This is a genomic window from Streptomyces sp. NPDC000594, assembly GCF_040299965.1.
GTDB lineage: Bacteria > Actinomycetota > Actinomycetes > Streptomycetales > Streptomycetaceae > Streptomyces.
Window position 1 is genome coordinate 328,559 of record NZ_JBEPCY010000002.1, and the last position, 12,694, is coordinate 341,252.

11 protein-coding genes and 2 tRNA genes are annotated in these 12,694 nt (G+C 71.5%); 8 read left to right on the forward strand and 5 right to left on the reverse strand.

Annotation, left to right across the window (positions count from 1 at the left end):
• Positions 1-24 precede the first annotated feature (24 nt).
• Together ABT354_RS04175 and ABT354_RS04180 are read right to left on the reverse strand one after the other, a co-directional pair.
• Positions 25-2,241 (reverse strand): DUF6596 domain-containing protein, encoded by a 2,217-nt coding sequence (locus ABT354_RS04175; protein WP_351488720.1) that lies wholly within the window; start codon positions 2,239-2,241, stop codon positions 25-27.
• 4 nt (positions 2,242-2,245) lie between these two features.
• The gene (locus tag ABT354_RS04180; protein WP_502983315.1) at positions 2,246-2,632 is read right to left on the reverse strand and encodes a YciI family protein; all 387 of its coding nucleotides are present in this window, start codon (positions 2,630-2,632) and stop codon (positions 2,246-2,248) included.
• A 119-nt stretch (positions 2,633-2,751) separates the two neighbouring features.
• Here ABT354_RS04180 and ABT354_RS04185 point away from each other — a divergent pair, with 119 nt between their 5' ends.
• A complete protein-coding gene (locus tag ABT354_RS04185; RefSeq protein WP_351488723.1) occupies positions 2,752-3,456 on the forward strand; it encodes a DUF998 domain-containing protein in 705 nt (234 codons plus the stop codon).
• Positions 3,457-3,582: 126 nt separating this feature from the next.
• The gene (locus ABT354_RS04190) at positions 3,583-4,029 is read left to right on the forward strand and encodes an HD domain-containing protein (protein WP_351488724.1); all 447 of its coding nucleotides are present in this window, start codon (positions 3,583-3,585) and stop codon (positions 4,027-4,029) included.
• On the opposite strand, the gene ABT354_RS04195 is transcribed toward ABT354_RS04190, so the two are convergent.
• Positions 3,983-5,305, reverse strand: coding sequence for an acyltransferase family protein (locus ABT354_RS04195; protein ID WP_351488727.1), 1,323 nt, complete (start codon positions 5,303-5,305; stop codon positions 3,983-3,985). The two genes, ABT354_RS04190 and ABT354_RS04195, sit on opposite strands and share 47 nt — an antisense overlap.
• 503 nt (positions 5,306-5,808) lie before the next feature.
• Between ABT354_RS04195 and ABT354_RS04200 the strand changes: the two genes are divergently transcribed.
• Entirely contained in the window at positions 5,809-6,003 is a 195-nt protein-coding gene (locus tag ABT354_RS04200) for a hypothetical protein (protein ID WP_351488730.1), read from the forward strand.
• Positions 6,004-6,172: 169 nt separating this feature from the next.
• Here ABT354_RS04200 and ABT354_RS04205 read toward each other — a convergent pair.
• Positions 6,173-6,243, reverse strand: a tRNA-Gly gene (locus tag ABT354_RS04205).
• Positions 6,244-6,478: 235 nt separating this feature from the next.
• On the opposite strand from ABT354_RS04205, the gene ABT354_RS04210 reads away from it, so the two are divergent.
• The 5 genes from ABT354_RS04210 to clpX all read left to right on the forward strand — a co-directional run bounded on the left by ABT354_RS04210 (position 6,479) and on the right by clpX (position 11,342).
• Positions 6,479-6,555 (forward strand) — tRNA-Pro (locus ABT354_RS04210).
• Positions 6,556-6,760: 205 nt separating this feature from the next.
• Positions 6,761-8,158, forward strand: a complete 1,398-nt coding sequence (tig, locus tag ABT354_RS04215; RefSeq protein WP_351488733.1) for a trigger factor — start codon at positions 6,761-6,763, stop codon at positions 8,156-8,158.
• Between the two features lie 379 nt (positions 8,159-8,537).
• The gene (locus tag ABT354_RS04220) at positions 8,538-9,152 is read left to right on the forward strand and encodes an ATP-dependent Clp protease proteolytic subunit (protein WP_351488735.1); all 615 of its coding nucleotides are present in this window, start codon (positions 8,538-8,540) and stop codon (positions 9,150-9,152) included.
• 107 nt (positions 9,153-9,259) lie between these two features.
• Positions 9,260-9,913 (forward strand): ATP-dependent Clp protease proteolytic subunit, encoded by a 654-nt coding sequence (locus tag ABT354_RS04225; protein ID WP_351488738.1) that lies wholly within the window; start codon positions 9,260-9,262, stop codon positions 9,911-9,913.
• A 145-nt stretch (positions 9,914-10,058) separates the two neighbouring features.
• Entirely contained in the window at positions 10,059-11,342 is a 1,284-nt protein-coding gene (clpX, locus tag ABT354_RS04230) for an ATP-dependent Clp protease ATP-binding subunit ClpX (RefSeq protein ID WP_003957582.1), read from the forward strand.
• 89 nt (positions 11,343-11,431) lie between these two features.
• Here clpX and ABT354_RS04235 read toward each other — a convergent pair whose 3' ends face one another.
• Positions 11,432-12,679: a chromosomal replication initiator protein DnaA gene (locus ABT354_RS04235; protein WP_351488742.1), complete on the reverse strand. Its 1,248-nt coding sequence runs from the start codon at positions 12,677-12,679 to the stop codon at positions 11,432-11,434.
• Between the last annotated feature and the right edge of the window lie 15 nt (positions 12,680-12,694).

The following is a 12,694-nucleotide window of genomic DNA, read 5'->3' on the forward strand; positions in this document are numbered from 1 at the left end:
TACGCGGTGACTGTGCCGGGAGCGTCACAACGACCCGGCCTCGTCCGTCCCGTGTCGGTCCACGTCCCCCGGTCCCGCCGAGCCCGCTTTTCTGAGGCGGCCCAGCGTTCCGCCCCGGCCCGAGGGGTCCAGGGCGCGGGTGGTGCGGGCGAAGAGGTACTCGGCGCGTTCGTAGGAGAGGCGGGCCCGGCCGGTCTCCGGGCAGAGGTCGGCCGAGGGGGTGCGGGCGGGGCCGGGGCGGCGGTCGGTGAGGAAGAGCGGCCCCCGGGTCCGTCCCGCGAGCAGCTCCGGCAGGAGCGCGGCGGTGCCCGAGCGCCAGCGCACCCAGCGCCGCCCCGACCGGGCCCGGCGGTCGGCCAGGTCCAGCCGCTCCGCGTCGAGGCCGAGCACCGCCGTCACCGGCGCCCCCGACTCGTACAGCAGCCGCCACAGCGTCCGTTCCCGTACGGGGATGTCGGTACGGAGCCACAGCGCGTCCCACCAGTCCTCCCCGGCGGGGCCCGGGGCCGTGCGGGCCGGGGCCGGGGCGGTGGTGCGGCGGGGGATTCGCGCCACCGGGTCCTCGGGCAGCTCCGCCCAGCGGGCGAACGAACCCACCGCCGCGCGGTGGCGGTTCCAGGTCGCCGGGGCCACCCCGTCCCACACCGAGGTGAACACCCCCGCCACCCGCTCGGCGTTCAGCTCGGTCAGGGGGAGCCCGTCGCCCAGGGAGCGGCGGAGCCGGTCCAGGGTCCGCCGGTACGAGAGGGCCGTCGCCGGCTCCAGCCCCGCACCGGCCAGGAACTCCCCGGCCGCGCCGCCGAGGGTCGGTCCCTCCGGCGCCGGGGGTGGGCCCGCGCTCTCCGCCCGCCGCAGCAGAAAGGCCCGCTCGGCGGTGTTACGGGTGAGATCCGCCGCCCGGCCGAACTCGATCCGCGCCTCGGCCGCCCGGCCCAGACGCAGCAGCAGATCGCCCCGGGCGGCGGGGAGCAGATGGTAGTCCCGTAGGGACGGTTCGGAGGCGAGGGTGTCCAGCCGGGCCAGCCCCGCCGCCGGGCCCTCGGCCATCCCGGTGGCGATGGCCGAGTTGAGCCGGACCACGGCCGTCGGCACCAGCCGCTCCAGCGCCCGGTAGAGCGCGGCGATCGAGGCCCAGTCGGTCTCCTCGGCGGTGGCCGCCCGGGCGTGGGTGACCGCGATGGCCGCCTGGAGGACATAGGGGCCCGGGACGCCGCCGAGGTCCCGGGCGCGCAGCAGCGCGGCGAAGCCCCGGCGGACCAGGAGGGGATCCCACCGGCCGCGGTTCTGCTCGTGGAGCGGGACCGGCTCCCCGCCGGGGCCGGTCCGGGCGGCGGAGCGGGACTCCTGGATCTCCATCAGCGCCACCAGGCCGTGGACCTCGCTCCGGTCCGGGGCGAGCCGGGCGAGCAGCCGGCCGAGCCGCAGCGCCTCCAGGGTGAGCGAGGGCCGCAGCAGATCCTCGCCGGAGGTGGCCGTGTACCCCTCGTTGAAGATCAGGTAGATGACCTCGAGGACCGAGGAGAGCCGTTCGGCCAGCTCCTCGGTGTCCGGCAGCTCGAAGGCCACCCCCTCCTCGGCGAGGGCGCGCTTGGCGTCGGCGATCCGGCGGGCGATCACCGTCTCGGTCGCCAGGAAGGCACGGGCGATCTCCCCGGCGGTCAGCCCGCCGAGGAGCCGCAGGGTGAGTGCCACCCGGGCGGGGGTGGGGAGGACGGGGTGGCAGGAGACGAACATCAGCCGCAGGACGTCGTCGTCGTCACCGGACGGCCCGTCACCGGACGGCTCGTCATCGGACCGTCCGGCGCCCGACCGCGCGTCGCCGGACCATCCGTCGTCCGGGTCCGCCGGCCCGTCGTACCCGCCGTCGTAGCCGCCGGCGTCCCCGTATCCGTACCCGGGGGAGCGGGCCAGCTCGTGCGCCAGCTCCTCCTCCCGCCGCTCCCGCAGCTTCGAGCGGCGGATGTGGTCGACGGCGCGGCGTCGGGCGACCGCCGTCAGCCAGGCGCCCGGAGTCTCCGGGACGCCCGACCGGGGCCATCGCTCCAACGCCGCGACCAGGGCCTCCTGGGCCAGCTCCTCGGCGAGGCCCACATCGCGGACCAGCCGGGTCAGACCCGCGACGATCCGCGCGGACTCCAGCCGCCAGACCGCGGCGACCGTCCGCCGGACCCGGTCGGCGGCGGCCTCGTCCGCGGTCCCGGCGGGGGTGTCCCCGCCGGTGCGGGGGTCGGGGCCCGTCATGCGGTCACGGCCCGAAGACCTGCTGGATCCGGCTCTCGCCGTCGCCCGCTATCCGGCGGAAGCGGCGGCCCAGCTCGACCGCCTCCTCCTCGGAGCCGACCTCCACCAGGGCGAAGCCCACGATGGCCTCCTTCGCCTCGGTGAAGGGCCCGTCCGTGACGGTGATCGTGTCGCCCTCGGAGATCAGACGGGTGCCCATCGGGGCGAGCCCGCCGGTGGCCAGCAGCGCTCCGGAGGCGGTCAGCTCCTCCACGAAGGCCCCCATCTCCGCGAGGAGCCGCTCGTCGGGGGCGCAGCTGGTGGTGGTGTTCAGGGTGGTCATCAGATAGCGCACGGTGTGCTCCTTCTCGGTGGCCCCGGGTGGTCCCGGTGCTCGTTCCTCTGCCTCCACGTCGAACAGACTATGTGACAGGGAATGCGGCCGTTCCCTGTCACATGGGCCGGGCGACGTGAGGGCAGGAACCCCGAAGCGGGGCCCACCACCCGGACCACCGAGAGGCAGACACCGCCATGACCACGCCCACCCTCCCCGCCACCGCCGCCCGCACCGTCACCGCTCCCCGTACCGCGGCCTCCCCCGGTGCCCGTACCCGGAGCACCCGCGCCCTGCTCACCGCCGGTGCCGCCGCCGCCCCGCTCTGGACCGTGGCCGCCCTCTCCCAGGTGGTGCTCCGCGACGGCTTCGACATCACCCGCCACCCGCTGAGCGCCCTGAGCAACGGGGAGCTGGGCTGGATCCAGATCGCCACCTTCCTGCTCACCGGCGCGCTGCTGGCCGCGGGCGGCCTGGGGCTGCGCCGCGATGCCGGTACGGGCCGCTGGGCGCCCCGGCTGCTGCTGCTCGCCGGGGTGGGGATGATCGCGGCCGGGGTACTCGTCATGGATCCGGCCGACGGCTTCCCCGTCGGCACCCCGGACGGGCCGCCCGCCACCCTCTCGGCGGCCGGGATCGGTCATATGGCGGCCGGGACGCTCACCTTCACCTCGCTGATCGCCGCCCACTGGGTGCTCGCCCGGCGGGCCGCCCGCGCCGGGCTGCGGGGCCGGGCTGTCCTGTCCGGAGTGGCCGGAGCGGCGCTGTTCGTCGGCAACGGCTGGGCCATGTCCGGCGCCCCCGCGGGCACCCTGGTGCTGGCCGTCGGCGCGATCACCGCCCTGCTCGGGGTCACCGCCGTACTGCTCCCGCTCCGCTCCGCCGCCCGGACCGCCCGCTGAGGCCGCCGGCCCGTCACGGGGAGGACCGGCCCGGCACCGGGAGGGGCGGCCGGTCACCGGCGGGGCCGGCCCATCACCCGGAGGGGCGACCGGCGGCGCGCACCGGCCGGTCGTACAGTCGGAGGCATGTCACACGCATGGAGTCTCGCGGAGGTCGAGGCCGTCGCCCGGCAGGCCCACTCCGGCCAGACCGACAAGGCCGGACGGCCGTACGCGGAGCATCTCGCCGCCGTGGCCGAGGGGGTGCGCTCCCGGGGCGGCAGCGCCGAACAGATCGCGGCGGGCTGGCTGCACGACGCGGTGGAGGACCACCGGCTGTCGCTGGAGTGGCTCCAGACGGCCGATCTGCCGCAGTCGGTCAAGGACATGGTCCTCGCCCTCACCCGGGGCGAGGACGAGGAGCTGGAGTCCTATGTCCGGCGGATCCGGACCACCCCGGGCGCGCTGCTGGTGAAGGAGGCCGATCTGGCCAGCAATACCGACCCGGCCCGGCTCGCCGCGCTGGACGAGCCGACCCGGGACCGGCTCATCGAGAAGTACGCGAGGACCCGGGAGCTGCTGGGACCCGGCTAGCCCCCGCCCCTCGTCCGGCATCGGCTCCCCGTCCGGTGTCCGGAACCCGGGTGGCGTCCGGCCCCCTGCCCTGGGTCGGCACACCGCCCTCACGGCCCCGTGCGGGAACGCCGCCCCCGTCGCCCGCGTTGGCCGGAGCGCCGCTCCCGCCCTGGGCATCGGTGTCCGCGCGGAAGAACCAGCGCAGCTCGGGCTCGGTGGCCCAGCGCAGCGCCCGGTGGACCGGCGGGGTGCACATCAGGGTGACCAGGGCCCCCATGGCCAGGGTGAGCAGTACCACCCCGGCGGGCTCGTGCGGCCAGTCGTTCGCCGTGAAGAGCCCGGTGTACTCGGCGGTCTTCAGCGGCAGTCCGTGCAGCAGATAGCCGGCGATGGTGCCGAGGCCGAGCATCGTGAACCAGGTACGCCGGCGCGGTACCCAGGCGAGGAACGCGGCGGTCAGCACCGTACCGGCGACAAAGAGCACCGCCGTCGCGAGCAGCCCGCTCCACCAGGGCATGTCCAGCTCCTGGGAGCTGGAGTTGCGGTACAGCCAGTCCAGGGTGATCAGGGGCGCCACCCAGTAGGCGATGCCCAGCGCCACTCCGAAGACCGGGACCGCCAGCACCCGGGCCTCCCGGCGGCGCAGCAGCCGGAAGTGCTCGGGCCGCAGGACCAGGCCGAGGACGAAGAACGGCATGAACTGGAGCACCCGCTGGAGGTTCAGGTCCTCCCCGATGCCGGGGGTGACCGAGGCCAGCGCGGCGATGACGAAGGCCACCGTCAGGGGATGGCGGATCTGCCGCATCAGGGGGGTGAGCAGCCTCCAGATGAAGAGCGCGCCGAGGAACCAGGTGAGGTAGAAGGGGTCCAGCAGACTGATCGGATGCCCGGGATCGCCACCGGCAAACTTCTTGAACAGCGAGTAGACCGTCTCGAAGACCACATAGGGCACGGCGACCGTGGTGACCAGCCGTCTGAGCTGCTGCGGGCGCCCGGACCAACTCCGTGAGAAGTAACCGGAGATGACGATGAACGCCGGCATGTGGAAGGTGTAGACGACCAGGTAGAGGGTGCGGACGACGCGGTTGTCGTCCATGACCGGTTCCCAGGCGTGGGCGATGGCGACCAGGACGATCGCCAGATACTTCGCGTTGTCGAAGAACGGGTCACGGTCGTGCCGGGCCGGCGCGGTGGGGAGGGTCGGCCGGTTTCGGGTAAGGGTGGCAGGGGCGGTGGCGGGCTCCCGGGCCTTGGGTCCCGGAGCCCTGCGATTTCCAAGCGGAGCGGGGAACATTCGAGGCACCATAGTCGGGCCGGACGAATGCGTAAAACCCCCGACAGCGAATCCACGGCAGAATGCCCACCAGAGTGAACTGTCTCCTATGCCCCAATTAATCCCCCTTAAATGGGGCATATCAATACGGGTCTGGCTTCCTGTGAAATTGCTGTGTGACACAGGTCTAATTCGCCGGGCCCGGCCGCAGCCCGCCCGGAGGCTCCCTGAGTGGAATTCGGCGGGGCAATTCCCCGTGGTGCGGAGCCCCTGCTGACCCGGGGCGCCGCACCGGCCGGCCGGGCCCCGGCGGCGGTGCCGGAACCGGGGTGCGGCGGGCGGAAACACCCGTACGGGACGGCCGGTGGCGGGCCGTGTTCCGCGGATGGCGTGATTCCGCCCCTGATGGTTTGCCGGACCAGGAATGAGCGGCCGCTGTCGGTGGCACGATTGCTGCGGAGGCGGGGGATGTTCGCGAGTGCGGACCTCGCCGGTGGGGAAACCGAGCGAGAGTGTGATCGATTGTGGCCATTTCAGTCTCTGCCGTGCTGCTCCTGGGGATCATCTTTGTGATCATGATCCGCTCGGGTCAGCTCAAGGGCGGTCCGTCGATCGTCCCGATACTCTTCGGCTTCTTCCTCGCCTCGTCCGGGCTGGCCCCCGAGATCGAGCAGGCGCTGGACTCGATAGCGCAGGCGATCAACGACATCAGCTTCTGAACGGGCGGCTTCCCGCGGGCCGGTTCGGGTGCGGGCCGGTTCGGGCGAACGCGCCCCGGGTGCCGGGGTGCCTGCCCGAGCGGTCACGGGCCCGCCCGCCGTCTCCCCGGACGGCTCCGGGAACGCCGAAGGCCCGATCGGTTTCCCGACCGGGCCTTCGGTCTCCACGAGCGGGCGACGGGAATCGAACCCGCGTAGCTAGTTTGGAAGACTAGGGCTCTACCATTGAGCTACGCCCGCACTGTTGTCGCACCGCGCCCCGGACCAGGCGGCAGGCGCATTCGAAGAGATCGAGTGAACCGGCCCGGCCGACCGCGGTACGAGGAGCATCGTAGCGGGTCACGGCCGCGTACCGCACACCCCCTCCGTGCCGCCGCCGCCCCGCTCCCCGGGTCGGCACGGCACTCCGTGCCCGGTCGCCCGTAAATCGGGCCGACGGGGCCGCTGTGAACATGTACCCTACGTCTCGCACCGACGGGGTGTGGCGCAGCTTGGTAGCGCGTCCGCTTTGGGAGCGGAAGGTCGTCGGTTCGAATCCGGCCACCCCGACCAACATCAGCGTCGCCCCCTCTCAAGATCGCATTGTGGGGCGGCTTCCGCGTGCGGCTACTATGCAAACTACGTGCCCGCGTGTCCGGCGAGGCGTCCGTCCGACCGAGTGGGACGACCGCGACGACGACCGGGCCCGGCCAGCCGTACCGCCGCAGCCGCGGTGGCCACGGCGGAACCCCAGAATCAGCCACAAGGAGACCGAACCGTGAAGAGCGCCGTGGAGACCCTGAACCCGACCCGGGTTCGGCTCACTGTCGAGGTGCCCTTCGAGGAGCTCAAGGACAGCCTCGACGCGGCGTACAAGAAGATCAACCAGCAGGTCACGGTGAAGGGCTTCCGCAAGGGCAAGATCCCGGCCCGGGTCATCGACCAGCGGTTCGGCCGTGGCGCAGTGCTGGAGGAGGCCGTCAACGACGCCCTTCCGAAGTTCTACACCGCCGCGGTCAACGAGGCCGACATCGACCCGCTGGGCCAGCCCGAGGTCGACATCACGGAGCTGAAGGACGGCGAGACGCTGAACTTCACCGCCGAGGTCGACGTGCGTCCCGAGATCGAGATCCCGGACTACTCCGGCATCGAGGTCACCGTGGACGCCATCGAGGTCGGCGACGAGGATGTCGAGAAGGCCGTGCAGGAGCTGCGCGAGCGCTTCGCCTCCACCGCCCCGGTCGAGCGCGCCGCCCAGGACGGTGACGTGGTCACCGTGGACCTGGAGGCCAAGGTCGACGGCGAGGTCCTCGCGGACGGTGTCGCCGAGGGCGTCAGCTACACCATCGGCTCCGGCGAGCTGCTGGACGGCATCGACGAGGCCGTGACCGGCCTGGAGGCCGGTGGCGAGGCCACCTTCACCTCCGAGCTGAAGGGCGGCTCCGCCACGGGCAAGGAAGCCGAGGTCACCGTGAAGGTCACCACGGTCGCCCAGCGTGAGCTTCCCGAGCTGGACGACGAGTTCGCGCAGCTCGCGAGCGAGTTCGACACGCTGGAGGAGCTGAAGGCCGACAGCCGCAAGCGCCTCGCCGACATGAAGCAGTACGACCAGGCCACCCAGGCGCAGGAGCGGGTGCTGGAGGAGCTGCTGAAGCTGGTCGACGTCCCGATGCCCGAGAAGCTGCTCGAGGACGAGATCAACACCCGCAAGCACAACCTGGAGCACCACCAGCTCGGCCAGATGGGCCTCGACCTCGCGAAGTACCTGGAGATCCAGGGCAAGACCGAGGAGGAGTTCGTCGCCGAGACCAAGGAAGCCGCGGTCAAGGGCATCAAGACCCAGTTCATCCTGGACGCGCTGGTCTCCCGCGAGAAGCTCAGCGTCAACCAGGAAGAGCTGACGGAGCACCTGATGCGCCGTGCCGCCTCCTCCGGCATGAGCCCCGACCAGTTCGCCAAGGCCGTCGTCGAGGGCAACCAGGTCCAGGTCCTCGTGGGCGAGGTCGCCCGCGGCAAGGCGCTGGCCAAGGTCGTCGAGTCCGCCAAGGTGGTCGACACCGACGGTGAGATCGTCGACATGTCGGACGACGAGGACGAGACCGAGACCGCCGCCGAGACGGTCGAGGCCGTTGTCGACGGCGACGAGGCCAAGGGCGAGGAGAAGGCGGAGGCCTGATCCTCCCGCCGCGGAGGGTCCGACCCTCCGCCGCCGGAGCCGGGCCCGCCCCGGCCCGGCACCGCTCGCACCACCGTGTGCACAGGGCCCGGACGCCACACGCGTCCGGGCCCTGTCCCGTACCCCGCCCGGCACCCCGCCCCGGGGCCCTTCCGGGCCCGGGGCACCGCCCGGACGGCGGCTTCAACCCTGCCCCGACCACCTTGCGCTCCGAGCGAACAGTTCGGGAACCGGGATGGCGTTGTCCCACCTGCGCGTTAGGGTCCATGGATACGAGGGCAGGGGAGTACCCGGCCCCAGCCCCGGGGAGCAGACAGCCCCGGCGACACAGACGCTGACGACGGCAGGCAAGGCCGTCAGAGACGAGCAGGTGGACTACGTGACGATTCCGAAGCCTTACGCCGCCGGAGAGCCGTCCCTGGGTGGCCTCGGTGACCAGGTCTACAGCCGGCTGCTCGGCGAGCGCATCATCTTCCTCGGTCAGCAGGTCGACGACGACATCGCCAACAAGATCACCGCGCAGATGCTGCTTCTCGCCGCCGACCCGGAGAAGGACATCTTCCTGTACATCAACAGCCCCGGCGGCTCGGTGACGGCCGGCATGGCGGTCTACGACACCATGCAGTACATCCCGAACGACGTGGTCACCATCGGTATGGGCATGGCCGCCTCGATGGGCCAGTTCCTGCTCACCGGTGGCACCCCCGGCAAGCGCTTCGCGCTGCCGCACACCGACATCCTGATGCACCAGGGCTCGGCCGGCCTCGGCGGCACCGCCTCCGACATCAAGATCCAGGCCGAGTACCTGCTGCGCACCAAGCAGCGCATGGCGGAGATCACCGCCCGGCACTCCGGCCAGACCGTCGAGGCGATCATCCGCGACGGCGACCGCGACCGCTGGTTCACCGCCGAGGAGGCCCGGGACTACGGCCTGATCGACGAGATCATCACCGCCGCCTCGGGCGTGCCGGGCGGCGGCGGCACCGGCGCCTGAGCCCGGTCCCCGGCCCGGTGCCGTACCCCAGACCTCCAGCCAGCCCAGCTCCGCCGGGCGCCCCCGGGCGCCGGGCGGAACGTCACCAGGGACGTGAGAACACCACCATGAGCAACTTTTCCGCGAGCGGTCTCTACACCGGCCCGCAGCTGGACAACCGCTATGTCGTCCCCCGCTTCGTCGAGCGCACCTCGCAGGGTGTGCGCGAGTACGACCCGTACGCGAAGCTCTTCGAGGAGCGCGTGATCTTCCTCGGGGTGCAGATCGACGATGCGTCCGCCAACGACGTCATGGCGCAGCTGCTGTGCCTGGAGTCGATGGACCCGGACCGGGACATCTCCATCTACATCAACAGCCCCGGCGGCTCCTTCACCGCGCTGACGGCGATCTACGACACGATGCAGTTCGTCAAGCCGGACATCCAGACGGTCTGCATGGGTCAGGCCGCCTCGGCCGCCGCGATCCTGCTCGCCGCGGGTACCCCCGGCAAGCGCATGGCGCTGCCGAACGCCCGTGTCCTGATCCACCAGCCGTCCTCGCAGACCGGCCGTGAGCAGCTCTCCGACCTGGAGATCGCGGCCAATGAGATCCTGCGGATGCGGGTGCAGCTGGAGGAGATGCTGGCGAAGCACTCCACCACGCCGATCGAGAAGGTCCGTGACGACATCGAGCGCGACAAGATCCTCACCGCCGAGGACGCGCTGGCGTACGGTCTGATCGACCAGATCGTCTCCACCCGCAAGACCACGGTCACCGTCTGACCGGCGCGCGGCCCTTGGCGCGGATCACGACCTTGTGAACCGTGCCAAGGGGGGCCCGAACATGGGCCCCGGCAAGGTACCGTCGGATATGAGGCACCAGGAGTCGGCTGCACCAAGCCGCTCCCAGGCGAAGGGGAAGCACCTCGTGGCACGCATCGGTGATGGCGGCGACCTGCTCAAGTGCTCGTTCTGCGGAAAGAGCCAGAAGCAGGTGAAGAAGCTCATCGCAGGTCCCGGTGTGTACATCTGCGACGAGTGCATCGATCTCTGCAACGAGATCATCGAGGAGGAGCTGGCCGAGTCCTCCGAGGTGCGCTGGGAGGAACTGCCCAAGCCCCGTGAGATCTACGAGTTCCTCGAGGGCTATGTGGTCGGGCAGGAGCCCGCGAAGAAAGCTCTCTCCGTGGCGGTGTACAACCACTACAAACGGGTTCAGGCGGGCGAGACGGGCGGCGCCCAGGGCCGTGAGGACGCCATCGAGCTGGCGAAGTCCAACATCCTGCTGCTTGGCCCCACCGGCTCCGGCAAGACCCTGCTGGCGCAGACCCTGGCCCGCATGCTGAACGTCCCCTTCGCCATCGCCGACGCCACCGCGCTCACCGAGGCGGGCTATGTCGGCGAGGACGTCGAGAACATCCTGCTGAAGCTGATTCAGGCGGCGGACTACGACGTCAAGAAGGCCGAGACCGGGATCATCTACATCGATGAGATCGACAAGGTCGCCCGCAAGAGCGAGAACCCCTCGATCACCCGTGATGTCTCCGGCGAGGGCGTCCAGCAGGCCCTGTTGAAGATCCTGGAGGGCACCACCGCCTCCGTCCCGCCGCAGGGCGGACGGAAGCACCCGCACCAGGAGTTCATCCAGATCGACACCACCAATGTGCTCTTCATCGTGGGGGGCGCGTTCGCCGGTCTGGAGAAGATCATCGAGTCCCGGGCGGGCGCCAAGGGCATCGGCTTCGGCGCCACCATCCGCTCCAAGCGCGAGATCGAGGCCAGCGACCAGTTCCAGGAGGTCATGCCGGAGGACCTGGTGAAGTTCGGGATGATCCCCGAGTTCATCGGCCGACTCCCCGTCATCACCTCCGTGCACAACCTCGACCGCGAGGCCCTGCTGAAGATCCTGGTCGAGCCGCGCAACGCCCTGGTCAAGCAGTACCAGCGGCTCTTCGAACTCGACGGTGTGGAGCTGGACTTCGACCGCCCCGCCCTGGAGGCCATCGCCGACCAGGCGATCCTGCGCGGCACCGGGGCGCGTGGACTGCGCGCCATCATGGAGGAGGTCCTCCAGTCGGTGATGTACGAGGTCCCCTCCCGCAAGGACGTCGCCCGGGTGGTCATCACCGCCGATGTGGTCCGCAACAACGTCAACCCGACGCTGGTGCCGAGGATCGTCAAGAACGACGGCCGCCACGAGAAGTCCGCCTGACCCCACCGGTCGCGGTACGGGAAAGGGGCGCCCCCGACGGGGAGCGCCCCTGAACACCCAAGGCAGGACCGGCGGTCCGCCCGGATCTCTCAGACCTTGGTACGGCCGGTCCGGTACAGCTCGGTGGCCAGCTCCGCCACCTTCGCCTCGGTGAAGGTGGAGTCCCCGCCGAGCACACTGGCCACATCGATACCGATCACCGCGGTCACGGTGCTGTGGTCGGCCCAGATGCAGATCGGGACCTGCCAGTTCTTCGGCATCGGACCGGAGTCGTCCTTCGGGGTGAACTTGGCCTCCTGGCACTTCATCAGCGCCCCGTCGAGACCCTTCGGGGAGACCGACCGCGCGGTGCCCAGCAGCTCCACCTCGGTCTTGCCGTCCGAGCCGGCGGCGCCCTCACGGGCGGCGGCGAAGTAGGCGTCGATCGCCTCGGCCGGGTTCCCGATCTCGCCCCAGACGCCGTTCACCATCATCATGCGCTGCTTCAGCGGCTCCGCGTCCGAGCCCGCCTTGTACTCCGCCTGGACCTCCTGAGGATCCTTGACGCCGATCTTCTCGGCCTCCTTGCGGTCCTCGTCGCTCATGGTGGCGCCGGAGCGCAGCTCGCCCCGCTTGAAGTCCCCCACGGTCGCCGGCGGGGTCAGCTTGTACCCCTTGGTGGCCGCGGAGACCCCGCTGTCGCCCCCGTCCCCGTCACCGTTCCCGAGCAGCAGTACGGCACCGGTGGCCACGACGGCGAGGGCCACCACCGACGCACCGATGATCAGCGCGGTCTTCTTCTTCCCGCCGCCGCGCGGCGGCACCGGCGGCTGTCCCGGGTAGGCCTGGTGGACCGGGGCACCCGGCTGGCCGGGCTGCTGCGGGGAACCCCACTGACCGGGCTGCTGCGGCGGCGGGTACCCACCGGGCCCGTCCGGCTGCCCGTACGGACCCGGCTGCGGCTGCCCGTACGGGCCGGGCTGCTGCGGCGGGGCATACGGACCCTGCTCCGGCGGGGCGTACGGGCCCTGCTCCGGTGGGGCGTAGGCACCCGGCTGCTCCGGCCGGTCGTAGGGACCCGGCTGGGCGTACGGGTTCTCCGTCCCCTGCGGCGGAACACCCGGAGGGGCCTGCTGGGGATAGCCGTACCCCGGACCGCCCTGCTGCGGATGGCCGTAACCCGGCTCACCCTGCTGCGGATGGCCGTACCCCGGGCCGTCCTGGTGGGGATGACCGTATCCGGCCTGGCCCTCGCCCTGCCCGCCGTAGGGCCCCGGAGGGCCGTAGGGACCGGGCTGACCATAGGCCCCCGGCTGCTGGGGCGGTCCGCCGTACGGGCCCGGCTGGTCGTGGCTCATTCTGGGTTCCCCTCC

What these genes read in the sequence shown, in the direction of transcription:
- ABT354_RS04195 (WP_351488727.1), bottom strand. Translation starts at nt 5,305, where the DNA reads ATGTTCCCCGCTCCGCTTGGAAATCGCAGGGCTCCGGGACCCAAGGCC.
- ABT354_RS04185 (WP_351488723.1), top strand. Translation starts at nt 2,752, where the DNA reads ATGACCACGCCCACCCTCCCCGCCACCGCCGCCCGCACCGTCACCGCT.
- ABT354_RS04235 (WP_351488742.1), bottom strand. Translation starts at nt 12,679, where the DNA reads ATGAGCCACGACCAGCCGGGCCCGTACGGCGGACCGCCCCAGCAGCCG.
- ABT354_RS04190 (WP_351488724.1), top strand. Translation starts at nt 3,583, where the DNA reads ATGTCACACGCATGGAGTCTCGCGGAGGTCGAGGCCGTCGCCCGGCAG.
- ABT354_RS04175 (WP_351488720.1), bottom strand. Translation starts at nt 2,241, where the DNA reads ATGACGGGCCCCGACCCCCGCACCGGCGGGGACACCCCCGCCGGGACC.
- ABT354_RS04225 (WP_351488738.1), top strand. Translation starts at nt 9,260, where the DNA reads ATGAGCAACTTTTCCGCGAGCGGTCTCTACACCGGCCCGCAGCTGGAC.